Source organism: Agrobacterium sp. LAD9 (assembly GCF_003031125.1).
GTDB lineage: Bacteria > Pseudomonadota > Alphaproteobacteria > Rhizobiales > Rhizobiaceae > Agrobacterium > Agrobacterium radiobacter.
The window spans coordinates 277,787-300,700 of the sequence record NZ_PHGS01000025.1 but is presented as its reverse complement, the minus strand read 5'-3'; the positions used below and the strand labels follow the sequence as shown (position 1 = coordinate 300,700).

Here is a 22,914-nt window from a genome sequence, read left to right as displayed (position 1 = left end):
TTAATTCGGGAGGAGTTAAGAATGAAAATCAGATTGTCGACTTTGATGGGCGCAACAGCCGCCATCCTGCTTTCCGCTCTGGCGGCGCAGGCACAGACCACGCTGAAATGGGCCCATGTTTACGAAACCTCCGAGCCGTTCCACACGGATTCGGTCTGGGCCGCAGAAGAAATCGCCAAGCGCACCGACGGTCGTTACAAGATCGATGTCTTTCCGGCTTCTCAGCTTGGCAAGGAAGCCGATATCAATCAGGGCCTGAAGATCGGCACCGTTGATATCATCATTTCCGGCTCGAGCTTCGCGGCGCGTGACTTCAAGCCGATCGGCGTCACCTATTTCCCCTATATCTTCCGCGATCCGAGCCATTTGATCGCCTATACCAAGAGCGACATCTTCAAGCGCCTCGCCAAGGGTTACGAAGATAAAACCGGCAACCACATCGCCGCCGTCAGCTATTACGGCACACGCCACACCACATCGAACAAGCCGATTGCCGCCTGCGCCGACATGGCCGGGCTGAAGATGCGTGTTCCCGATGTTCCAGCCTATCTCGCCATGCCGCGTGCCTGCGGTGCCAACACGACGCCGATTGCCTTTGCGGAAGTCTATCTGGCGCTCCAGAACGGCACCGTCGACGCACAGGAAAATCCGCTAACCACCATCGAGGCGAAGAAGTTCTTCGAAGTGCAGAAGAATATCGTCTTGACCGGTCACATCGTCGACCACCTCAACACGGTGATTTCGAAGAACCTCTGGTCGCAGCTTTCCGATGACGACAAGAAAATCTTCACCGAGGTCATGCAGCAGGCCGCCGAGCGGACCACCAAGACAATCGATGAACGCGAAAAAAGCCTCGTCGAAGACTTCAAGAAGCGCGGCCTGACCGTCGCCGAAGTCGACAAGGCCGACTTCGAGAAGAACGTCATCGAAAAAGTGAAGTTCGAGGACTTCGGTTACGACAAGGCCGACTGGGAAGCCATTCGCGCCGTCAAGTGAAGCAAGATCCGGTGCGGCTCCTTTTGCCGCACCGCCCTTTCTCTCCAGACGGGATATCTCAATGTCGCAGGAAATCCATACTCAGGTCACGCCTGAGGAACTCGCCCATACATTCGACGAGGCGCCGCCCGAGGTTGATCTCAAGGTCTATGCATTCGAGGACTGGGTCACGCTCGGCCTTTTCTGGCTGATGACGGGCTGTGTGTTCCTCCAGTTTTTCACCCGCTACGTGCTTAACAACAGCTACGCCTGGACGGAGGAAATCGCCGTCAACTGCCTGATCGGCGTGGTGTTTCTGGGCTCGGTCATGTGCGTTCGCATGTCGCGTCACATCCAGGTGGATGTGCTTTATCACTATGTGCCGCCGCAGGTGGCCCGCGTCATGTCGATCCTTGTCGATGTGCTGCGTATCGTCTTCTTCGCTTACACATCCTGGCTGATGTGGCGCTATCTGGAAATCGTCGCAGATGAGGAGATGGTAACCGTGGCGCTTCCGCGCAACATCGTCTTCTACACGGTTCTGGCCGCTTTCGTGCTGATGTTCTTCCGGTCGGTGCAGGTCTTCATCGACAATATGCGGCGTGGCTATTCCGTTCTGGAGCGGCCCGAAGAATTCCAGAGCGCGGGGGATTGATCAGATGCTGCTTCTTATCGGCTCATTTCTTCTGCTGATGCTGATCGGCCTGCCGGTCGCCATTTCCATGGCCTCGGCCTCGCTGCTCTACATCGTGTTCTACAATGTCGCGCCTGATATCATTGCGGCGCAGCGCCTGATTGCAGGTGTCGAGAGCTTCCCGCTTCTGGCCGTTCCCTTCTTCATCCTTGCTGGTAATCTCATGAACACGGCAGGGGTGACGGGACGTATCTACTCCTTCGCGGTCGCGCTCGTCGGCTGGATGAAAGGCGGCCTGGCACAGGTCAACATCATCGGCTCGGTGATCTTTTCCGGCATGTCCGGCACGGCGCTTGCCGATGCCGCCGGCATCGGCACCATCGAAATCAAGGCCATGAAGGACCACGGTTATCCGGTCGAAGCAGCCGTCGGCGTCACCGCCGCTTCCGCGACGCTCGGACCGATCTTCCCGCCATCGCTGCCCTTCGTCATTTACGGCATGATGGCGAATGTCTCCATCGGCGCACTGTTCATGGCCGGCATCATTCCGGGTGTCGTCATGACGCTGCTGATGATGATCACGGTTGCGGTCTTCGCCTATATCAAGGGCTGGGGCTCCGATACGCCCTTCAGCCTCAGAACCATCTTTGGTGCATCAATAGAAGTCTTCGTGGTGATGATGGTGCCGCTCGGCATCTATATCCTCACGGCATTTGGCCTGTCGCTGAACCTGTCGATCCTGATCGTGCTGGTCATCCTGCTCGCCTGCGACTGGTATTTCGACTTCTCCGCCGTGATGGCGCTAATGACGCCGGTGATCCTGATCGGCGGCATGACCATGGGCTGGTTTACACCGACGGAAGCAGCCGTCGCGGCCGTGCTCTGGTCGCTGTTCCTCGGGCTCGTCCGTTACCGCACGATGACCTTCAAGACGCTGGCGAAATCGACCTTCGACACCATCGAGACCACAGCTTCGGTGCTCTTCATCGTCGCGGCGGCATCGGTCTTCGCATGGCTTCTGACCGTCAGCCAGGCGGCGCAGCTTCTGTCTGCGGCGATCCTGACGATTACCGACAGCAAGTGGATCTTCCTCGTGCTGGTCAATCTCTTGATGCTGTTCGTCGGCTGCTTCCTCGATACGATTGCGGCCATCACCATCCTCGTGCCGATCCTGTTGCCGCTGGTGCTGCAATTTAACATCGATCCGGTGCATTTCGGCCTTATCATCACGCTCAACCTGATGATCGGTCTGCTGCATCCACCACTTGGCATGGTGCTGTTCGTGCTCTCGCGCGTGGCAAAACTCTCCGTCGAACGCACCACCATCGCCATCCTGCCGTGGCTGGTGCCGCTGTTCGTCGCATTGCTGCTGATCACCTTCATTCCGGCAATCACGTTGTGGCTGCCGACCGAAATGGGCCTGATCCGCTGACGAAACCCCTGCCCGCGCGGTTCGCCGCGCGGGTTCATTCATTCCATACACAGACATGAGGGCATCGTCATGCAGACACGCGTGGCACGTCTATACGGCCAGAAGGACATTCGCGTCGAAACGCAGGACCTCGTCGAGCCGGGTCCCGGCGAAGTGCTGCTCGCCATGGCGGCGGGCGGCATCTGCGGCTCCGATCTCCATTATTACCAGGATGGCGGCTTTGGCCCGGTCCGGGTGCGTGAACCGATCATCTGCGGGCATGAGGCATCCGGCCATGTGCGGACGCTGGGGGAAGGCGTCAGCGGGCTCGCCATCGGCCAGCTCGTCGCCGTCAATCCCTCGCAACCCTGCGGCCATTGCCATTTCTGCCAGAAGGGCCAGCCGATCCACTGCCTTGAGATGCGCTTCATGGGCAGCGCCATGCGCCTGCCGCACGAACAGGGCATGTTCCGCGACCGGCTCGTGGTTCCGGCAAAACAATGTGCAACATTTTCAGACGCCACCTCGCCCGCCGAAGCTGCCTGCACCGAGCCGCTCGCCGTCTGCCTGCATGCCGCAGCGCAGGCCGGCGATCTCGCTGGCGCGAAGGTGTTGGTGACGGGGGCCGGGCCGATCGGGCTCTTGACCATCGCCGCGGCCCGCCATGGGGGTGCAAGCATCATCGTTGCGACCGATCTGACCGATGCGGCGCTGGAACGTGCGCCAGCCATGGGTGCAGATCGCACGATCAATGTCGCGAGGGATGCCGAGGCGCTTTTGCCCTATCAGGACAACAAGGGTTATTTCGACGTTATTTTCGATTGCTCCGCCGCTGGCCCCGCGCTCCGCAGCGCCTTCGCCTGCGTGCGTCCGCGCGGCACCATCGTGCAGGTGGGCGTGACCGGCGATATTACCATTCCGCTCAATGCGCTGGTGGGCAAGGAAATCCTATGGCGCGGCTCGCAACGCTTCCACGATGAATTCGCCATCGCCGCGGGGCTTATCTCCACCCGCAAGATCGATGTGCGGCCAATCATTTCCCACAGTTTCCCCCTTGGCGAGGCGAAAGCCGCATTCGAACAGGCCGGAGACCGATCCGCGGCCTGCAAGGTGCAACTGACATTTTCCGCAGAATAATGTTTGAGGACTTAAGATGAGACATACATGGCGCTGGTTCGGCCCGGTCGACAAGGTCACGGTTCAGGATGCGGCTCAGGCGGGGGCGGAAGGCATTGTCAGCGCGCTGCATCACATCGCCACCGGTGACGTCTGGCCGGTCGACGAAATCGCCAAACGGCATGAGGCCATCAAGGCCGGCGGTCTTTATTGGGACGTGGTGGAAAGCGTGCCGGTTTCCGAGGATATCAAGACCCAGACCGGCGATTGGAAAACCCATATATCCAACTGGCAGGAGACGCTGCGCCGCCTTTCCGCCTCCGGCATCCGCACCGTCTGCTACAATTTCATGCCCGTGCTGGACTGGACCCGCACCGACCTGCGCTGGGAAACCAAACACGGCGCGAAGGCGATGCGCTTCGATCTTACCGATTTCGCCGCCTTCGACATTCACATCCTGAAGCGCCCCGACGCAAAGGCCGATTATCCGGACTGGCTGGTAGAGGAAGCGACAAAACGCTTCACTGAGATGCCGGATACAAAAATCGCAGCGCTCGGGCGCAATATCGGCGCGGGTCTGCCGGGCTCGGCGGATGGTTATACGCTCGCCCAGCTTCTGGAAAAGCTGCGCTCCTATCACGGCATCAACCGCGAAAGGCTGCAGCAGAATCTGGTCGACTTTCTCTCGGAGGTGACGCCGGTTGCCGAGGCAGTCGGCATCAACATCTGCGCCCATGGCGATGATCCGCCGTGGCCGCTGCTCGGCTTGCCGCGTATCCTCTCCACCGAAGCCGACTATGCCCATATGCTCTCAAAGGTCGATAGCCGCGCCAATGGCGTGACGCTCTGCACCGGCTCTCTCGGCGCGCGGGCGGATAACGACCTGCCCTTCATCGCCAGCCGTTTTGCCGACCGCATCCATTTCGTGCATCTGCGCAACGTGACGCGCGACACCGACACCGTGCCCTGCTCCTTCTTCGAAGACGAGCATCTGGAAGGCGGAACCGACATGGTCGCCGTCATCGCCGCACTCGTCACCGAAGAGGCGCGCCGCCGGGCAGAGGGCCGTGAAGACCACACCATTCCAATGCGCCCCGATCACGGCCAGGAAATTCTCGACGATCTGACGCGCGGCGCGCAACCCGGTTATCCCGCCATTGGCCGGCTGAAGGGGCTTGCGGAACTGCGCGGCATCGAGCGCACGCTGTCGCACAGCCGTTTCGGTCTTGCGAACGGCAAAGGCTGAACAGGAGAATTGACCGCGGACGGTTCCGTCAGCCTGCGGTCAACCGCGCCCGGAAAAAGAGATAGGAGAAGGTTGCAAGTCCACCGGCAACCGCTCCAGCGGCTTTCACGGCGCCGTCCGTCAGCTGCGGATGACGTGTCGGGGACAGGAATTGCAGCGCCTCGATCCCGAAAGCCGCGACAATGCCCGCCATAATGATCGCCAGCCAATAACGCGGATAGGCCAGCACGAAGGCGGCAGAGCAGAAGGCGAAGGCGGCGGCGCGGTCTATGCCAACAGTCGTCAGCGTGTGCGGCCGAAATCCGATCGGGCAGATTGTAACGATCACGATCAGCAGAAGAACCGACCAGGCGACATATTTCGGAAGTCTATTTGTCATCATGGCGTCACAATAAAGCGCCGTGCGCGTAAACGGAAGCGGGTCTTTTTCACGCCTCGCCCAATTAATCACACTTTTCGGTCAGATAGTTGAAAAACCGGCTTTCGCTCAAGCCCCACACGGGCTAAGGCAGAAGGCAACCGGGCGAGGATCGCGGCTGATGGCGTTTGCGCTGTCGCTTTTCGGTCTGGCGTCACGGTGTCGGGTGGATTTTCCACACAGGATCAGATTTTCAGGGAAGAGCACAATGAGTTTCAAGCCGCACGGCAAACATCTGGTTGCAGGAGAATGGGTCGCAACGGAAGCAAAATTCCGCAGCGAGCCTGCACATGGCGAAGCTTTCGATTTTTCGGTCGGCACCGTCGATCTGGTGAATGCGGCCTGTGAAGCTGCCGAAGAAGCCTTCTGGAGCTACGGTTATACCACCCGCGAAGAGCGCGCCGCATTCCTCGACACCATCGCCGATGAGATCGAAGCCCGCGCCGACGCCATCACCGAAATCGGCTCGTCCGAAACCGGCCTGCCCGCAGGACGCCTGCAGGGCGAACGCGGCCGCACCGTTGGCCAGCTCCGTCTCTTCGCTTCGCATATCCGCAAGGGCGACTATCTCGACCGTCGCCATGACGAAGCGCTGCCGGATCGCCAGCCCCTGCCGCGCCCGGATATCCGGCTGATGCAGCGTCCGATCGGCCCCGTTGCGGTCTTCGGCGCCTCCAACTTCCCGCTCGCCTTCTCCACGGCCGGCGGTGACACCGCAGCGGCTCTGGCGGCCGGCTGCCCAGTGGTTGTCAAGGGTCACTCCGCCCATCCCGGCACCGGCGAAATCGTTGCCGAAGCCGTTCTCGCCGCCGTCAAGAAGCATAATCTGCATCCCGGCGTCTTCTCGCTGATCCAGGGCGGCCGCCGCGATGTCGGTTCCGCGCTCGTGCAGCATCCGCGCATCAAGGCGGTCGGTTTCACCGGTTCGCTCGCCGGCGGCCGCGCGCTGTTCGACCTCTGCGCCCAGCGCCCCGAGCCGATCCCCTTCTTCGGCGAACTCGGTTCGGTCAACCCGATGTTCCTGCTGCCGGAAGCCGTTTCTGCTCGCGGTGAAGCCATTGCCAAGGGCTGGGCGGGTTCGCTCACCATGGGTGCCGGCCAGTTCTGCACCAATCCGGGCATTGCCGTCGTTCTTGCCTCGCAGGCAGACACGGTCGCGGAAACCGCGCGTACTGCTCTTTCCGAAGTCGGCCCGCAGGTCATGCTGACCGATGGCATCGCTTCGGCCTATCGTGATGGCCGCGACCGCATCGCTGCCGGTAACGGCGTGCGCGACGTGCTGACCACCTCCTGCAACCTGCGCAATGCAACACCTTATCTCTACCGTGTTGCCGGCAAGGACTGGGTTGCCAACCATGCACTCGCAGAAGAAGTCTTCGGACCGCTCGGCCTGATCGTCACGGTCGAAAGCGCAGAAGAAATGATCGAAGTCGCCAAGAGCTTCGAAGGCCAGCTGACGGCAACCCTGCATCTCGATGCCGGCGATGCCGAACTCGGCCGCAAGCTGCTGCCGATCCTGGAACGCAAGGCGGGCCGCGTTCTCGCCAACGGCTTCCCGACCGGCGTTGAAGTCTCCGAAGCCATGGTTCACGGCGGCCCCTACCCGGCCTCCACGAACTTCGGCGCAACTTCGGTCGGCACCATGTCGATCCGCCGCTTCATGCGCCCGGTCTCTTATCAGAACATTCCTTTGGATGTTCTGCCGGAAGACATTCGCTAATCACTGAAAAGGCAGGCGCGGCAATGCGCCTGCCTTCAGCGCCGGAACCTCCGCTTCCGTCATCCTCGGGTCAAGCCCGAGGACGACGTCGCGTTTGCGGCCTGACACGGAAGCTTCAACGCTTCACCGATACACACTTTCCAGATTTTCAGCAGTACGACGTCCACGTCGGTTGACATGGACCCTGCGCATAATGCTAATACGTCTCTCGTAACGTAATAACATTACACTCATTCTCAAAGACCCGCTATCGGTTCGAACCCGTATGAGGATGACAACGTCTGGAAGGAACACCATGAGATTTTCCCTTCATCACCATTTCGGTATGAGCGCACTCGCCACATGCCTTGCGCTTGCCACGCCGCTCGTTCCAGGCATGGCGCTGGCAGAAGAAAGCAGTGACAGCATCAAGGAATGGCGGCTATTCGTTGCCGATCACAGCCAGCCGGTGGTGCGCGCAATAGATTTCGAAACCGGCAAGGAGCTCGGGCGCTACGATCTGAAGGGCTATGCGGCGTTAACCGCCAGCGCCTCCGGCAAGACGGTTTTCGCTACGCAATCGGATGCCGACATGGTGCATGTGATCAAGACCGGCATCGTTTTCTCGGATCATGGCGAACATCGCGATCTGGATGTGGAGGATACCGCGCTTTTACCCGTCACCTTCGAAGGCAAGCGCCCTTTTCACGTCGTGCCGCATGACGACCATGCGATCCTTTTTTATGACCGTGGCGGCAAGGCTGACATCATCGACGAGGCGGCCTTGCTGGATGGCAAGGCCAAGGTCCGCACCGTCGACACGACAGCGCCGCATCACGGCGTGGCGGTGACGCTGGGGCGCTTCGTTCTGGTTTCCGTGCCGAATACCGAGATCGAAACGAAACCCGATACACTGCCGCCGCGCATCGGACTGCGCGTTCTCGACAGGGAGGGCAAGCAGGTTGGCGAGCAGGCGGCATGCACCGACCTGCATGGCGAGGCGACGTCCGCACGGCTTGTCGCCTTCGGTTGCAAGGAAGGCATTCTCGTTGCCCGCCCCGGCGGCACCGATGGTCCGAAGCTTGAAATGCTGGCCTATCCGGAAGATTTCCCGAAAGCCTATACCGGCACACTGCTTGGCGGCAAATCCATGCAGTTCTTTCTCGGCAATTACGGTGAGGACAAGGTCGTCCTGATCGATCCGGATAGCAAGGACGCCTTCCGTCTGGTGGAGCTGCCGACCCGGCGCGTGGATTTCATTCTCGATCCCGCTAATCCGCGCAACGCCTATATTCTGACCGAAGACGGCGACCTGCACGTGCTTGACGTGCTGGAAGGCGCGATTACCCGCAAGGCGAAGGTCACCGAGCCCTACAGCAAGGACGGCCATTGGCGTGATCCGCGCCCGCGTCTGGCCGTTGCCGATGGGCAGGTCGCGATCTCCGATCCGCGCCATTCACTCATCCGCGTGGTAGATGGGGAAAGCCTGAAGGAAACCCGCACGGTCGCAGTGGAAGGCCAGCCTTATTCCATCGTCGCCGTCGGCGGCTCCGGCGCTTCGCATTGATACCAAAGCAAAGAAACCCCGTGCGCCCGACAGACGCACGGGGTTTTCTAATTTTGAAGAGACGTATCCTCAGGCAGACTGCACAGCCTGTATCTTCTCGATACCGCCGACGATGCCGGCGAAATCCTGCCAGACGCCCTGAGCACCCTTGCGCCATTCATCCAGCGCTTCCGGCTGCAGCACCTTGCCGCCCTTGGAGAGTGCAAGCTCGACGGACTTCGTCTCGTCTTCAACGATCAGCTGGTTGAAATATTGCGCGCCTTCGCTGGAGGCTTCCGAAAGCACCTTCTTTTCCTCATCATCCAGCTGGTTCCAGAAGGTCGCGCCATAATAGACGACGCCCGAGGCCCAGATATGGCCGGTCTCGGTCATATAAGGCACGACCTCGTAAAGCTTGAAGCCGGCATAGGCAGATTTGGTGAGGTCCATGGCGTCAGCCACGCCGGTCGCCAGCGCATTATAGGTTTCGGTGATTGGAATGCCGACCGGCGTGGTGCCGAAGGCGCTCCAGAGCTTGGTGTGCAGCGGGCTCTGGATGACGCGGATCTTCTTGCCTTCCAGCTGCTCCGGCCGGATCACCGGTTCCTTGGTCAGCAGATGGCGTGCGCCGTAATTGATGAAATCGGCGGCGACGAATTGTTGCGCGGCGAGTTTCGTCTTCAGCCCGTTGCCCGTTTCGCCCGTCACCACCTTACGCACATGGTCGGCATCGCGGAACAGGAAGGGCAGATCTAGGATCTGTAGTTCCGGCACCCAGCCGGAAAGCGAGGAAACCGTGGAGAGGCTCGCCTGAACCGATCCGAGACGGATATTCTCCGCCACTTCCTTTTCGCCGCCCAGCGCGCCGCTCTTGACGATGTTGAAGCGGAAACGGCCGGGCAGTTTCGCCTCCACCAGCTCGCTGATCTTCACCCAGATCTTCGTTTCCGGCTTGTCGTCGGCAAAAAGCGACGCGACGGTCAGGCTGCGGGTTCTTGCATGTGCGGTGCGAATGAAGGCCGGTGCGGCGAGCGTTGCCGCGCCAAAGGCGGAGAGTTTGAGGAGATTGCGGCGATCGATAATAGTCATGAATAAAACCCCGGATTTAGAAGAAAATGGCCCAGACGCACAAAATGGCAAGGGAAACGAGAAGAGAGGCGAGATAGGGAACGACGGCCCGGAACAGTGCTGTCGCCGGAATGCGGGTGACACCACTGACCACAAAGATGAGCATGCCGAGTGGCGGCGTCAGGCCGTGGATCATCAGGTTGACCACCAGGATGACACCGAAATGGATCGGATCGATGCCGGCTGCCACGGCAGCGGGCAGCAGGATCGGCCCGAACAGCAGGATGGCTGCACCGATATCTAGCACCAGACCAACCACGAGCAGGATGAGATTGGAGAGCAGAAGCACTGCGATCTTGCTGCCGCCAAGTAACGTCACGAAGTCAGTGACAAGGCCGGAGACATTATCGACCGCGAGCAGGAAGGCGAAAGGTCCGGCCGTGCCGATCAAAAGACCGATGGCCGCTGCCTCACCGGCGGATTGGCGGAAAGTCGCGAAAATGCGGCCCGCACCCAGCCGGTAACCGAAGCCGAGAAGCAGCGTGTAAAGCGCCGCAAGTGCTGCGGCCTCCGTGGTGGTGACGATGCCGATGCGGATGCCGACCACCACGATGACGCCAAGACCGAAGGCCGGTATGGCGGCGATGGCCGAGCGCCATCGCTCCGTTCCCGTGGCGCGCGGCAAAGTATCGACGCTGCGCACGCTGAAATGGATCGCTACCGCTAGGCAAACCGCCATCAGCCCGCCGGCAAAGAAGCCGCCAACCAGCAGCGAGCCGACCGAAAGGTTGGTGGCCGTTGCGAGGATAAGAAACGCGATGCTGGGCGGAATGACGTTATCCAGCACCGAGGTGGCGGCGATGATCGCCCCGGCCTGCGCCGGCGGATAACCGTGCTTCACCAGTTCCGGCTGGAAGGTGGAGGCGCCAAAGGCGGCATTGGCGACCGAAGAACCGGAGGCGCCGGAAAACAGCACGCTGGTCAACAGCGTCGTTTGCGCCAGCCCCGCCCGCCGGTGGCCGACCATGGAGGCGGCAAAACGGACCAGCTGGTTGGCGACGCCCGACTCCGTCAGCAGGCTGCCGGCGAGCAGAAAAAACGGGATGGCAAGCAGCAGGAATTTCGACATGCCGGTCACGGTCGAGGACACGATGGCCGGCTCCGGCAAGGTGCTGCCGAAGGCGATCGCCACATAGGCCGCGGCGAGGAAAGCATGGGCGAGCGGTGCCGCCAGCACCAGCCCCAGCGCCGCCGTCAGCGCCAGAAACAGGCTTGGCGGCAGGGTCGTATCGACGAAAACTTCCGGCAGGCCGACATAGGCCACGACTGCGATGGCGAGCGACGCGAGAACGGCAAACACCTTGCCTTCACTAACGCGCTGTAGCGCCAGATAAAGAAGGATCAGCGCGCCACCTGCACCCAGAAAGCCGAAACGCACCCATTCCGGCAGGCCGAGCGTGGGAGAAGTACCGCCCAGCATCGCCGCGATTTCAACCCCGCCGAAGGCGAGGATGAGCGCCGCTACGAAGGAGAAGGCATCAGCCAGAACTTCGGTCGCGGCGTGAAACCGTTCAGGCAGGAACCGCACGAAAACATCAAGCCGCATGGCGAGCGCGCTTTTGAGGCTGAGCGGCGCACCGACCGCAATCATGGCTACATGCAGCCAGATGCCGAGATCTTCCGCACCGATGAAGCCGGTGTGAAACAGATAACGCAGGGTGACATTGACCAGCACCACCACGAGAAGCGTGGCAAGGATTGCGGCGGCGACCGCACCGAGCGCCTTGTCCAGAACGGCGAGCACACGCTCGGCCACGCGTTGCGGGCCGATGCGCCTTTGTGCTGATATCGTTGCCGGACTTGCCGTCATGTCTTTCTTCTCCACTCCCAAAGCCATGCTCAGGAGGCCTTTGCCGAGAGGTCGCGGTCGAACAAAGTCGACCAGGTGAATTGTTTCGCCGACGAGACTTCACGCGACACGTCAAGACGCGGCAGGACCTTTTCGCCGAAGCGAAAAGCTTCTTCGAGCAATGGCATGCCGGAAAGGATAAAGGTATTCACGCCCGCCTTCTTATAGGCCTCCAGCGTGCGGATGACAGTATCCGGCGAACCGACAATCGCTGTTCCCGGCCCGGGCCGAACAAGACCGATGCCGGCCCAGAGGTTGGGCGCGATTTCAAGATCGCGCAGGTTCTCAGGCTTCTGCCCGCCATGCATCGCCGTCATGCGCTGCTGGCCGACCGAATCCGTCTTGCCGACGAAACGCTGGTTGGCGGCAATCGCCGCCGCATCCATACGGCCATAGAGATCAGCAGCGGCGGCCCATGCCTCTTCATCCGTATCGCGGACGATGACATAAAGGCGGATGCCGTATTCCAGCTCGCGGCCGAGCTTTTCCGCGCGCGCCTTGACCAGATCGACCTTAGCACCGATCTGGTCCGGCGTTTCACCCCATGAGAGATAGGTCTCGACATGTTTGGCGGCAACGTCGATCGCCTTATCCGACGAACCGCCGAACCAGAGCGGCGGCGGCTCTATGCCCTGCCCCACTGGCAGAGCGAGCTTTGCGCCCTCCGTCTGGAAATATTGGCCCTTGAAATCGACCGTCTCACCGGCGAAAAGCCGGTGCCATATCTGCAGATATTCATCCGCCATCTCGTAACGCTCGTCATGCGGCATGGTCATGCCATAGGCGCCGAGCATCTTCGCATCGCCCGAAACGACATTGATCAGCAGGCGTCCGCGCGAAAACTCCTGGAGCGTCGCCGCCATCTTGCCAAGCAGCGTCGGCGCGATCAGGCCCGGATGAATGGCGACCAGCAGTTTCAGCCGCTCGGTATAGGAGAGCAGCGCACCCGCCAGCACCCAGACGTCATGCGCGCCGGTGGCAAAAAGGGCGCCGGTGTAACCAAGCTGGTCGTAAGCAAGCGCCAGCTGCTTATAATAACCGAGATCGACCTTGCGGGACCCTTCCGGCTGCCAGGGATAAGCGCCATCGGGCGCGCACATGTACCAGAAAATATTCATCTGTCGCCTCCCACGCTGGCTGATTGACCCGTCAGAACCGGTAAAGAGAAATGTCCGTGTCTGTAAAGCGTATCGGCCTCCTCCTGCTGTTCGGCAAGGATATTTTCGGCGGCGGGCACTACCGAAAGATCGCGCGAGCGCAGCACCTTTGCCCATGACTGCGCGTCACCCTCGCTGCCCGGCTCGGCGGCGAGAAGAGCCGCGGCCCCGTCGATATCCGCCATCACGGCCCGACCGACACGGTCGAGTTCCGCCGCAAGCGCCTGCCTTGTCTCCGGTGTTATGTCGTGGCGTGCCAGCGTCCAGAACAGCGAGCGGTTGGGAATGGTGGAGCCGCACCGGACCAGAAGATTGATCCCGTCATGCGTAAGAGCTTTTTCGAGCCGTGGCGACATCGTCACCCAGGCATCGACGCGGCCTCCGACTAGATCGTGCAGGCTGTCGCTGTCGCCGCTTTCGATGCGCGTAACATCCGCAAGACCAAGCCCGGCCCCTTCCAGACTGCGCGCCAGAAGATAGGTATGAAAAGAGCCATCGATCAGCGATATGCGCTTTCCCGAGAGATCGGCGGCGGAGCGGAGCGGGCTGTCGCGCCGCACGAGGATCGCGCCATTTGCGGGTCTCGGGGCCGAGGCAGCGATATAGGCTGCGGAGAGCCCGCGCGCATCCGCCTCGATGGGCGGCGTCGAGCCCGTACCGCCGAAATGGATGTCGCCCTTTTCCAGAAGCGCCGCCGTATCGCGCCCCTCGCGATAGGGCACGAATTCCGGATCAAATTCTTTGAAAGCACCGGGCCAGAGCCGGGCGAGCCGCAAATGCAGATTGTTGGGATGGACCCCGATTTTCATGTCGACACCTCATTTCGCAATCAATCTACTTTTTTATAGAGTGTTTTCGAGGAACGTTTTGGCGATCCTCCGCCGGAAAGCGAAAGAGAAATCTACTAATCCTGTAGATTTTAAAAAATGCTTGATCTGACCAAAGTGAGCTTCATCAAGCCATTGAAATTTATCGCAATACAATTTACTTTTTTATAGTTTGAAAAATGGGCCTGTAGTCGTGACGAAACCGGTTTCCAATCTCATCTGCCGCAGCGTGGTGGAGGCGAGTGAGCTTTTGAAGCTTGTCGCCAATGCCAATCGCCTGGCCATCGTCTGTTATCTCATGGAAACGGAAGCCTCCGTTTCCGCACTGGAATACGAACTCGGCATCCAGCAGCCGACGCTTTCCCAGCAGCTTGCCGAATTGCGCGACGCCGGTGTGATAGAAGGCGAGCGGGAAGGCAAACAGGTGATTTACCGTGTCACCGATCAGCGCATCGTCCAGCTGGTTCTGACATTGCGCGGTCTTTATACCGACCTATCCGACGTGACCGGCAAGAAAGGCAGGCGGGCTTTGCCATTAGATGAGGCGATGTTCGATTAGTATGATCGACCTTTACACCTGGATCACTCCCAACGGCCTGAAAATCTCGATTGCGCTGGAAGAACTCGGCCTGCCCTATGTCAGACACGCCATCGACATCGAAAAAGGCGAGCAATTCTCAGCCGATTATACCCGCATCAATCCCGGCTCGAAAATCCCGGCGATCATTGATCGCGACAATGGCACCATCCTGACGGAATCGAACGCGATCCTGATCTATCTCGCCGAAAAAGCCGGGCGGCTCCTGCCTGCCTCCACTGCTGCGCGGCTGACCGTCACCGAATGGCTGATGTGGCAGGGCGCCAATTTTGGCCCCACACTCGGTTATGCCCACTATTTCCTGACGTACAATGCCGGACAGGCACCCTTTGCCGAGACGCGTTTCGCCGCGGATGTGAAGCGGCTATACAGGACATTGAACGACCGACTGATGGGCCGGGAATTCATCGCCGGAGATTTCTCCCTAGTCGATATCGCCATATGGCCATGGGTCTCACGTTTCGCGCGTCACAAAATCGACCTCGACGACTATCCGGCGGTACAGCGCTGGTATCGCCAGCTCGGACAACGCGAAACCTTCCAGCGCGGTTACCGCGTGCCTTTCGCGACTTCCGACGTACCGGGTCTTTAACCTGCTTCAGCAGGCGACAAGGTGGCTGGGCGAGACCTCGCGATACTCACGCGGCTTCACCACGTAGTCGACCGCGCGGATCGGGCTTTTCAGCTCGTCATTTGCCGCACCACGCCGTGTGTTCCTGCGATCCGGATCCGGCACCGGCACGGCAGCCATCAGCTTGCGGGTATAGTCATGCTGCGGATTATCGAACACCGCCGCGCGCGGGCCGATCTCGACGATTTCGCCGAGATACATCACCGCGACACGGTGACTGACGCGTTCCACCACCGCCATGTCATGGCTGATGAACAGGAAGGCGAGATCGAGGCTCTGCTGCAAATCCAGCATCAGGTTGATCACCTGCGCCTTGATCGAAACATCAAGCGCCGAAACGCTCTCATCGGCGACAATCACCTTCGGCTGGAGCGCTAGCGCGCGGGCGATGCAGATACGTTGCCGCTGACCGCCCGAGAATTCGTGGGGGTAACGCACCGCCATATCGGGCGAGAGACCAACCTTTTTGAGCATATCGGCCACCACATCCTTCGCCTCACGGGCGCTTCCCATGCGGTGTTCCAGAAAGGGTTCGGCAATCGCCGCACCCACGGTCATGCGCGGATTGAGCGAGGCATATGGGTCCTGAAAGATCATCTGCACCGTCTTGCGCATCTCGCGCATGCCTGATTTGTCGAGAGCGAGAATATTCTCGCCATTGACCACCACCGAACCGGCAGTCGGCTCGATCAACCGCATGATGGCTCGTCCCGTCGTCGATTTGCCGCAACCACTTTCGCCCACCAGCGACAATGTTTCACCGGCCCGCAGATCGAAGGACACGTTTTCCACCGCATGCACGCGACCGCTGAGCCGGCCTAACAAACCGGAGTGAATATCGAAGTGTTTGGTCAGCCCCTCCACCTTGAGCACTGGCTGAGCGCTCGCGTCGACGGTATCGCCCGGGCGCGCCGGCTGCTGCGTTTCGCCTGTGGTGGTGTTGACGATGGGAAACCGGAGCGGTCTTTCCTCACCCGTCATGGAACCCAGAACCGGAACGGCGGACAAAAGCGCGCGGGTATAGGGATGTTTGCCGCGATGGAAGATATCAGCCGTCGCGCCGACTTCCACCTGCTCGCCGCGATACATGACGACGGTGCGGTCGGCGATCTCAGCCACCACACCCATATCATGGGTGATGAACAGAACCGACGTGCCTTCCTCTTCCTGAAGCGTCTTGATGAGGTCCAGTATCTGGCCCTGAATGGTCACATCGAGCGCGGTCGTCGGCTCATCGGCGATCAGCAGCTTCGGGCGGGACGCAAGCGCCATCGCGATCATCACGCGCTGACGCATGCCGCCGGAAAAGCGGTGCGGGTATTCATCGAAACGCGAGGCGGCTGAGGGAATACGGACCTTTTCGAGAAGGCGGATCGTTTCGGCCCGGGCATCCGCTTTCGACATGGGCTGGTGGCACAGCAGGGCCTCGGAAATCTGGTCGCCGATGGTGAACAGCGGATTGAGGCTGGTCATCGGCTCCTGAAAGATCATCGCAACCTCGTTGCCGCGCACCCGCCGCATGGCTTCTTCGGAAAGGGACAGCAGGTTGCGTCCGCCGAGCAGGATTTCGCCCTGAACCCTGCTGCTTTCACGATCCAGCAGCCGCATGATGGAGAGCGAGGTAACACTTTTGCCCGATCCGCTTTCACCGACGATTGCGACCGTCTCGCCCGGCCCAACATCGAAGGAAATATCACGCACCACGGGTTTCCAGCCGCCGTCCACGTGAAAGGACGTGGTGAGATTGCGGACGGAAAGCACGGCATCTTCAGCACCAAGGGGTGCTGCCTGCGGCATGGTCATGATCGTTCCCTTCTTGTCGTTAGGTTTTGGCGGCGCCAGTGGTCAAGCCTTAGTCCGGCCAGCGCAGCATGCCGTCGAAGCGGTGGCGGCTGCGGTCTTCGAATGGCGTGGCGATCACCTCGTTGGAGGCGCGTGCCTTATCCAGTTCTTCCGCCAGACGCGAAGCCACGATGGTTTCCTGTCCGGGGTGAAGGTTGCATGGGTCGAGATAGAAATAGCGGTGCTCCACCTCGTGGTCGCGGGTGATGATCGGCGGATTACCCCTGGCCAGCGCCGTCGTCAGGTCCCAGGCGGTGATATGCGCTTCTTCGGCATTGATGATGACACGCATCCGGTCGAGCGGGTTGTTGGTCGGGTCGGGCTCGATCAGCGCCGTCACGCCGGGGCGTCCATCCAGTGTCTTTTTCCAGAGGTTGAGATAGCCGGTCTCGCGCTCACGGATGCCGGCATGGTCGCGCTTTTCCCAGGCTTCTAGCGCCGCCATGACGCCGTAAATGCTCTCCTTGCCGACCTTCATGCCGCGGCCAATGCCCATATTCTGCAGGAAGGCGTTGCGCACCAGTTCTTTCTTGCCGGTCACGATGCCTGACGTGGGGCCGCCGAGGAACTTGTGGCCGGAATAGAGCACCACATCCGCGCCCGTGGCCAGAAACAGCTTCAGGTCATATTCGGAAGCGGCATCAACGATGACAGGCACACCCTTGGCATGGGCGATTTCGACGAATTCGGAAAGATGCAGCAGGCCATAGTCGACGACATGGTGCGAAACGACATAAACTGCCGCCGCCGTCTTTTCGGTGATGGCGTTTTCCATGTGGAAACGATGGGTGGATGTCGCCTGCCCGACCAGCACCACCTTGCCGCCACCAAGCCGGATGGCCTGATCCACCGGTGCGCCATAGCTCACCACATGGCCCATCTGCACCAGAACCTCGTTCTTTTCCGGCGTCACATCGGGCAGCTTTTCGATGGCCAGAAGATTGTTGCCGGTGATCGCACCCGCCACCGCAAGGCTGATACCGGAGGAGCAGGAGGCCGTGACGAAACCGGCCTCGCCGCCCGTCAGCCTCGCAATCACCGCGCTTGCCTTGCGCTGCAGATCGTTGATCTCGACAAATTGCGGCAGGATGGCCGCCATGGCTTCAACCGCTTCCGGAACGACGATGGAAGCGCCGAGCGAGGTCATGGTGCCCGAGACGTTGATGACCGGGCGAAGGCCGATCCTGCTTCTGATATCCTCGGTCATGTCTTTCTCCTGTCTTTGCGATGCGTTGGGCATCGACATATATGCCATAATAATGTAATAGCTTCTCAAAATTCATGAGGAGCCGGAAATTGGACGCCCATAAGCTGGACGAAATGCCTTCGACCGCCGTGTCTCCCACGGAAGAAACCCCGGACGCGAAGGGGGCCAAACGCTCGCGCGTCAGCGGCATCGACCGCGCTCTTCAGGTGATTGATTATCTTTACGAAACCGGATCGCCGGCTGGCGCTTACGCCATCGCCAAGGCAATCAAGGCGCCGCTTTCCACCGTCTATGTGATCGTCGACGATCTCGTCGAAAAGAACATGCTGGCCCGCAATGCCGACGGCAATATCTGGCTCGGCGCGCGGCTTTATCACTACGGCCTTGCCTATGCCCGCTCGCTGGATTTCATGGGTGTCGCCACGCATGAAATGCATGATCTCTGCCGCCACGCTGGCGAAACCGTCCAGCTTTGCGGTCGCGACGGCGACCATATGCTTGTTCTGGCCATGGCCGATGGGCCGAGCCATTTCCAGGTCGCGTCCCGCGTCGGCACCCGTGTTCCGCTGAACTGGACCGCGTCCGGCCGCCTGCTGGTCGGCCATCTGCCGGAGGCGGAACGTGTCGAGCTTTTTCGGCGCTGCGCCCGTTCTTCGCCGACTGGCCGCGCGGAGATCAACCCGGAGACCCTGTCGCAATCGGCGGCGGCCGCCTTTCATGACCGGCTGTCGATACAGGTCGCCGAATCCGATTACGCCGTCGCCTGCATAGCCTCGCCGATCTGCGATAACAGGGGTGAATGCGTCGCGACGATCTCCATCGTGCTGCCGGAACAGAAGGTGCTGGCGGACGAGAACCACTACACCGAACAGGTCAGGGTCTCGGCGGAGCGGATCGAAAAGCTGATGGGCTGGCGCAACCATTAAATAGCCTCACCCCTTGAGCGCGACGATCGCTTCGATCTCGACGGTGATATTGCCCGGCAATGAGCCGAAACCTACGGCGGAGCGGGCATGTTGTCCCGCATCGCCGAACACGTCGATGAAGAGATCGGAACAGCCGTTGATGACGCTCGGATGATCGCGGAAATCGCTGACGGCATTGACCATGCCGAGCAGCTTGACCACCTTCTTCACCCGCGCCAGATCCCCCAACGCCTCATGCATGACGGCAAGCAGATTGATGCCGGTGAGGCGCGCATGGTTATAGGCCTCTTCCAGCCCGATTTCCGCGCCCACCTTGCCGGCGTAAAGATGGCCGTTTTCCTCCCGCGGCCCCTGCCCCGAGAGGTAAAGCATGTTGCCTTCCACCACATGGGTGACGAAATTGGCAATCGGCGGCGGCGGCGGCGGCAGGGAGATGCCGAGCGCGGCAAGCCGGTCATAGGGCGAAAGATGCTCTTCTGCATCAAGCGAAGACTGTTTCACGCGAATTCCTCATAATGCCGGGACGGGTATCCCGTCGTGTCTGCGGAAGGCGAAAGGCAATGCCCTCCGCCGTTCCAGTCGGGGTCAGCGCCAGGAATAACCATGGCTGTGGCGCACAAGCTTGCGCGCCCTCGGGATATAGCGGCTGGCGGTGATCGCTTCCGTGCCGATGACCGCATAACGCGGCTCGAACAGGCGCTTCAGACGCGACACGTCACCATTGGAATCGGTCGCTTCGAGATCGGCATCGACAAGATCGAAGACAGTGAAATCAGCGCGCTGGCCGACATCGAGGCGGTTTTCCATATCGAGGCGAATGATGGAGGCCGGGTTGCGGGTGACGGCTTCGACCACCTTTTCGAAGGGCATATCGACCGACAGCAGCTTCGACATGGTCGTCGCGAGATCCCAGACCGGGAAATTCATCGAATGGCCATGCAAATCCGTGGAGATCGAGAAGGGCAAAAGGCCACGCGCAATCGCCGCTTCCGCCACCTTGAAGGAGAAGGATGCGCCGCCATGGCCGATATCCAGCCGGATGCCTTCACCGGCGCAGCGTTCGGCAAGGTTGAACAGGTCCTCGTCTTCCATGATGCTGGAGCCCGACTTGCCGTTGAAGCAATGCGTCACGACATCGCCGGGGCCGAGAATTTCCAGCACCTCGTCGTAGAGTGCCGGCGGTTCGCCCACATGCACCATCATCGGCACTTTCAGGATCTTGGCGATCTTCTTGCCGAGCTTGACCGGCGTCACACCCCAGGAGCCGGTGATGACGTGGCTCGCACGCACCTTGATACCGACAATATGCTCGCTGTTTTCGGCGTAACATTCGAGGATTCGATCAAGGTCGATATCCTTGATGTCGCGCAGTTCCGGCACGCGGTTGCAGGCGACGAGACCGATGGAACCCAGATTGAGGAAGGCCTTGATGCGTTCCTTCGAGGGCTCGATGATATATTCGCGGAAACCGTGGAAATTCGCCTCACCCGCCGAACCGGCATCCACCAGCGTGGTCACGCCGCGCTCGGCCCCGCATTCGGAAGGGCGGATGGAGATGTCGGTGCCGCCGTGCCAGATATGGACGTGCAGATCGACCCAGCCGGGCGAGATGAAGGCGCCCTTGGCGTCGATACGCTGCGCATCCGCGGGCGCCTGCAGCGCAGAGCCTACCGCGGCAATCTTGCCATCGCCACCGATCAGAATATCGGTCGAGGCCTGGGACGCCCCCTTTCCGAAACCGACGGGTTTGACATTGGTGAGAAGAATGGGAGCTTGAAGAGGCGCTTTCGCCTGTTCGCCGGACGTCATATTACAAATCCCTTCGCAGTCTTGGGTCGAGCATGTCCCGCAGCCCGTCGCCGACCATTTGCAGCGAGAGCACGGAAAGAATGATGGCAAAGCCGGGGAAGTAGGTCATCCAGTCGGCCTGACCGATATATTGGCGGCCGGCGGAAATCATGGTTCCCCAGGTGGGTATTTCAGGGCTGACACCAAGTCCCAGAAACGAAAGGCCGGCCTCGGCCAGCATGGCGCTGGCGAACAGAAAGGTGCACTGCACGAGGATCGGCGAGACGAGATTGCGCAGCACATGCCGCGTCATGATGTGGAAGGTGGAAATGCCAAGCGCCTTGGCCGCCTCCACATAGGGCAATTCGCGGATCACCAAGGTCGAGGCGCGCACGATGCGGGCAAGGCGCGGCGAGTAGACGACGGCAAGAGCGATGATGACAGTCGTCAGCGACGGTCCGAGCGCGGCGACCAGCGCAATCGCCAGCAGAATATCCGGAAAGGCCATCATGGCGTCGATCAGCCGGGCGATCGGCGTATCCAGTTTCTGGAAGAAACCGGCGAGCAGGCCGAGCGTGATGCCGATCAGCGCCGAAAGCGCCACCACCGCGGCCCCGACCAGAAGCGACAGCCTTCCGGCGTAGATGGTGCGGGAGAAGACGTCACGGCCAAACTCATCGGTGCCGAACCAGTAGAGTTCGCTCGGCGGTTTCAGGCGATTGACGATCGACAGTTTCGACGGCGAATAGGGCGCGATCATCGGCGCGAAAACCGCAAGCAGCACGAAGATGAGCAAAACGATGAGACCGGCGGCAACCGTCTTGCGCTTCAGCAGACGCCGAATGAACAGGATGCTCGGGTTGCGCGCCGGCGGGGCGGTGGAGGTAATATCGGCCATCAGTAACGAACCCTCGGATCGACCAGCAGATACAGCATGTCGATTGCAAAATTGATGAGCACGTAAAGCCCGGCGATGACGAGAAGCGCGCCCTGAATGACCGGGTAATCGCGCCGGAGCACTGCCGAGACGACGAGATTGCCGACACCCGGCAGGCCGAAGACGGTTTCCGTGACGACAGCGCCGGAAATCAGCACGGCGGCCGTCAGCCCGAGCACGGTGAGAATGGGGATGAGCGCGTTCTTCAGCGCATGTTTCATCACCACCCGATGTTCCTTTACGCCCTTGGCTCTGGCAGTGCGGACGTAATCGTCACCGAGAACATCCAGCATCGAGGCACGGGTGAAGCGCAGGATGAGCGCCGATGAAACGAGGCCGAGCGCGATTGCCGGCAGGGTCAGGTGATACATGCGCTCAAGGAAGCTCGCGCCCGGACCGCCATAACCCGATACCGGGAACATATCGAGCCGGACGGCGAAGACCTGCATGAGGATGAGGCCGAGCCAGAAGCTTGGAATACTCGCCGCCAGCATCGCGACCGTGGTTGCGGCCTGATCCACGAAGGAACCACGCCGATAAGCGGCATAGATGCCGATCGGAAGCGCGATGACGCTGGCGATCAGCAGCGAAAAGATCGTCAGGAAGAAGGTCGGCTCCGCCCGGTCCAGCAGGGCCGATCCAACAGGCATGTTGAGAAAGATCGACTGGCCGAGATCGCCCTTCATCAATTGGCCGATATAATAGACGTATTGCACGCCAAGCGACTGATCGAGGCCGAGCCGGGTGCGCAGTTCCGCAATGTCCTGCGCCGAGGCATCCGGCCCCAGCATCACGGCGGCCGGGTCCCCGGGTGTGACGCGCAAAATGACGAAGACAATGGTGACGACGAGGAACATCACCACGACCATTCCGGCAAGTCTCTGGAAAATATACCGTATCACGAATAAGGGCTCCCAATGGCACAAGCGGCGGACCACTCATGCGCGATAGTTGAAGCGAAACTGCTGAAGGGTGCCGG

21 protein-coding genes are annotated in these 22,914 nt (G+C 60.5%); 10 read left to right on the top strand and 11 right to left on the bottom strand.

Annotated features, from left to right (window positions below; translation table 11 throughout):
- Positions 1-21 precede the first annotated feature (21 nt).
- The 5 genes from DA915_RS22835 (at position 22) to uxuA (ending at position 5,382) form a co-directional block, all read left to right on the top strand.
- Positions 22-996: a sialic acid TRAP transporter substrate-binding protein SiaP gene (locus tag DA915_RS22835; protein ID WP_003506490.1), complete on the top strand. Its 975-nt coding sequence runs from the start codon at positions 22-24 to the stop codon at positions 994-996.
- A gap of 61 nt (positions 997-1,057) precedes the next feature.
- Entirely contained in the window at positions 1,058-1,630 is a 573-nt protein-coding gene (locus DA915_RS22830) for a TRAP transporter small permease (protein ID WP_003506488.1), read from the top strand.
- 4 nt (positions 1,631-1,634) lie between these two features.
- Entirely contained in the window at positions 1,635-3,041 is a 1,407-nt protein-coding gene (locus DA915_RS22825; protein ID WP_003506486.1) for a TRAP transporter large permease, read from the top strand.
- A 69-nt stretch (positions 3,042-3,110) separates the two neighbouring features.
- On the top strand, positions 3,111-4,157 hold the full coding sequence (locus tag DA915_RS22820) for an L-idonate 5-dehydrogenase (RefSeq protein ID WP_107677403.1): 1,047 nt from the start codon (positions 3,111-3,113) through the stop codon (positions 4,155-4,157).
- A 16-nt stretch (positions 4,158-4,173) separates the two neighbouring features.
- The gene (uxuA, locus tag DA915_RS22815; RefSeq protein ID WP_107677402.1) at positions 4,174-5,382 is read left to right on the top strand and encodes a mannonate dehydratase; all 1,209 of its coding nucleotides are present in this window, start codon (positions 4,174-4,176) and stop codon (positions 5,380-5,382) included.
- Between the two features lie 28 nt (positions 5,383-5,410).
- Here uxuA and DA915_RS22810 read toward each other — a convergent pair whose 3' ends face one another.
- The gene (locus DA915_RS22810; protein ID WP_003506481.1) at positions 5,411-5,764 is read right to left on the bottom strand and encodes a hypothetical protein; all 354 of its coding nucleotides are present in this window, start codon (positions 5,762-5,764) and stop codon (positions 5,411-5,413) included.
- Between the two features lie 244 nt (positions 5,765-6,008).
- Between DA915_RS22810 and DA915_RS22805 the strand changes: the two genes are divergently transcribed.
- Together DA915_RS22805 and aztD are read left to right on the top strand one after the other, a co-directional pair.
- Positions 6,009-7,520 (top strand): aldehyde dehydrogenase (NADP(+)), encoded by a 1,512-nt coding sequence (locus DA915_RS22805; protein WP_107677401.1) that lies wholly within the window; start codon positions 6,009-6,011, stop codon positions 7,518-7,520.
- A 295-nt stretch (positions 7,521-7,815) separates the two neighbouring features.
- Positions 7,816-9,066 carry a zinc metallochaperone AztD gene (gene aztD / locus DA915_RS22800; RefSeq protein WP_107677400.1) on the top strand — a complete coding sequence of 417 codons (1,251 nt, stop codon included), beginning with the start codon at positions 7,816-7,818 and terminating at the stop codon, positions 9,064-9,066.
- A gap of 69 nt (positions 9,067-9,135) precedes the next feature.
- Here aztD and DA915_RS22795 read toward each other — a convergent pair whose 3' ends face one another.
- Genes DA915_RS22795 through DA915_RS22780 form a run of 4 tightly spaced genes read right to left on the bottom strand, consistent with a single transcriptional unit; the run spans position 9,136 to position 13,988 of the window.
- Complete coding sequence (locus DA915_RS22795) at positions 9,136-10,134, bottom strand: TRAP transporter substrate-binding protein (RefSeq protein ID WP_107677399.1); 999 nt, start codon at positions 10,132-10,134, stop codon at positions 9,136-9,138.
- A 16-nt stretch (positions 10,135-10,150) separates the two neighbouring features.
- Complete coding sequence (locus DA915_RS22790; protein WP_099087148.1) at positions 10,151-11,983, bottom strand: TRAP transporter large permease subunit; 1,833 nt, start codon at positions 11,981-11,983, stop codon at positions 10,151-10,153.
- Positions 11,984-12,012: 29 nt separating this feature from the next.
- Positions 12,013-13,140, bottom strand: a complete 1,128-nt coding sequence (locus tag DA915_RS22785) for an LLM class flavin-dependent oxidoreductase (protein ID WP_107677398.1) — start codon at positions 13,138-13,140, stop codon at positions 12,013-12,015.
- Positions 13,137-13,988, bottom strand: a complete 852-nt coding sequence (locus DA915_RS22780; protein ID WP_107677397.1) for an ABC transporter substrate-binding protein — start codon at positions 13,986-13,988, stop codon at positions 13,137-13,139. The genes DA915_RS22785 and DA915_RS22780 overlap by 4 nt, the downstream gene beginning before the upstream one ends.
- A 211-nt stretch (positions 13,989-14,199) precedes the next feature.
- Here DA915_RS22780 and DA915_RS22775 point away from each other — a divergent pair, with 211 nt between their 5' ends.
- Together DA915_RS22775 and DA915_RS22770 are read left to right on the top strand one after the other, a co-directional pair.
- Positions 14,200-14,565, top strand: coding sequence for a helix-turn-helix transcriptional regulator (locus DA915_RS22775; protein WP_107677396.1), 366 nt, complete (start codon positions 14,200-14,202; stop codon positions 14,563-14,565).
- 1 nt (position 14,566) lies between these two features.
- Positions 14,567-15,196, top strand: a complete 630-nt coding sequence (locus DA915_RS22770) for a glutathione S-transferase family protein (protein ID WP_107677395.1) — start codon at positions 14,567-14,569, stop codon at positions 15,194-15,196.
- A gap of 6 nt (positions 15,197-15,202) precedes the next feature.
- On the opposite strand, the gene DA915_RS22765 is transcribed toward DA915_RS22770, so the two are convergent.
- Positions 15,203-17,038: an ABC transporter ATP-binding protein gene (locus tag DA915_RS22765; RefSeq protein WP_107677394.1), complete on the bottom strand. Its 1,836-nt coding sequence runs from the start codon at positions 17,036-17,038 to the stop codon at positions 15,203-15,205.
- A gap of 49 nt (positions 17,039-17,087) precedes the next feature.
- The gene (locus DA915_RS22760; RefSeq protein ID WP_107677538.1) at positions 17,088-18,284 is read right to left on the bottom strand and encodes an aminotransferase class V-fold PLP-dependent enzyme; all 1,197 of its coding nucleotides are present in this window, start codon (positions 18,282-18,284) and stop codon (positions 17,088-17,090) included.
- An 89-nt stretch (positions 18,285-18,373) separates the two neighbouring features.
- Here DA915_RS22760 and DA915_RS22755 point away from each other — a divergent pair, with 89 nt between their 5' ends.
- On the top strand, positions 18,374-19,210 hold the full coding sequence (locus DA915_RS22755; RefSeq protein WP_192886639.1) for an IclR family transcriptional regulator: 837 nt from the start codon (positions 18,374-18,376) through the stop codon (positions 19,208-19,210).
- A gap of 6 nt (positions 19,211-19,216) precedes the next feature.
- On the opposite strand, the gene DA915_RS22750 is transcribed toward DA915_RS22755, so the two are convergent.
- From DA915_RS22750 to DA915_RS22735, 4 genes are all read right to left on the bottom strand, one after another.
- Positions 19,217-19,711 carry a RidA family protein gene (locus DA915_RS22750; RefSeq protein ID WP_003506459.1) on the bottom strand — a complete coding sequence of 165 codons (495 nt, stop codon included), beginning with the start codon at positions 19,709-19,711 and terminating at the stop codon, positions 19,217-19,219.
- Positions 19,712-19,795: 84 nt separating this feature from the next.
- On the bottom strand, positions 19,796-21,019 hold the full coding sequence (locus DA915_RS22745) for an amidohydrolase/deacetylase family metallohydrolase (protein ID WP_080864912.1): 1,224 nt from the start codon (positions 21,017-21,019) through the stop codon (positions 19,796-19,798).
- A gap of 1 nt (position 21,020) precedes the next feature.
- The gene (locus DA915_RS22740; protein WP_003506456.1) at positions 21,021-21,896 is read right to left on the bottom strand and encodes an ABC transporter permease; all 876 of its coding nucleotides are present in this window, start codon (positions 21,894-21,896) and stop codon (positions 21,021-21,023) included.
- The gene (locus tag DA915_RS22735) at positions 21,896-22,837 is read right to left on the bottom strand and encodes an ABC transporter permease (protein ID WP_162729863.1); all 942 of its coding nucleotides are present in this window, start codon (positions 22,835-22,837) and stop codon (positions 21,896-21,898) included. Before DA915_RS22735 ends, DA915_RS22740 begins: the two co-directional genes overlap by 1 nt.
- Positions 22,838-22,914: the final 77 nt, after the last annotated feature.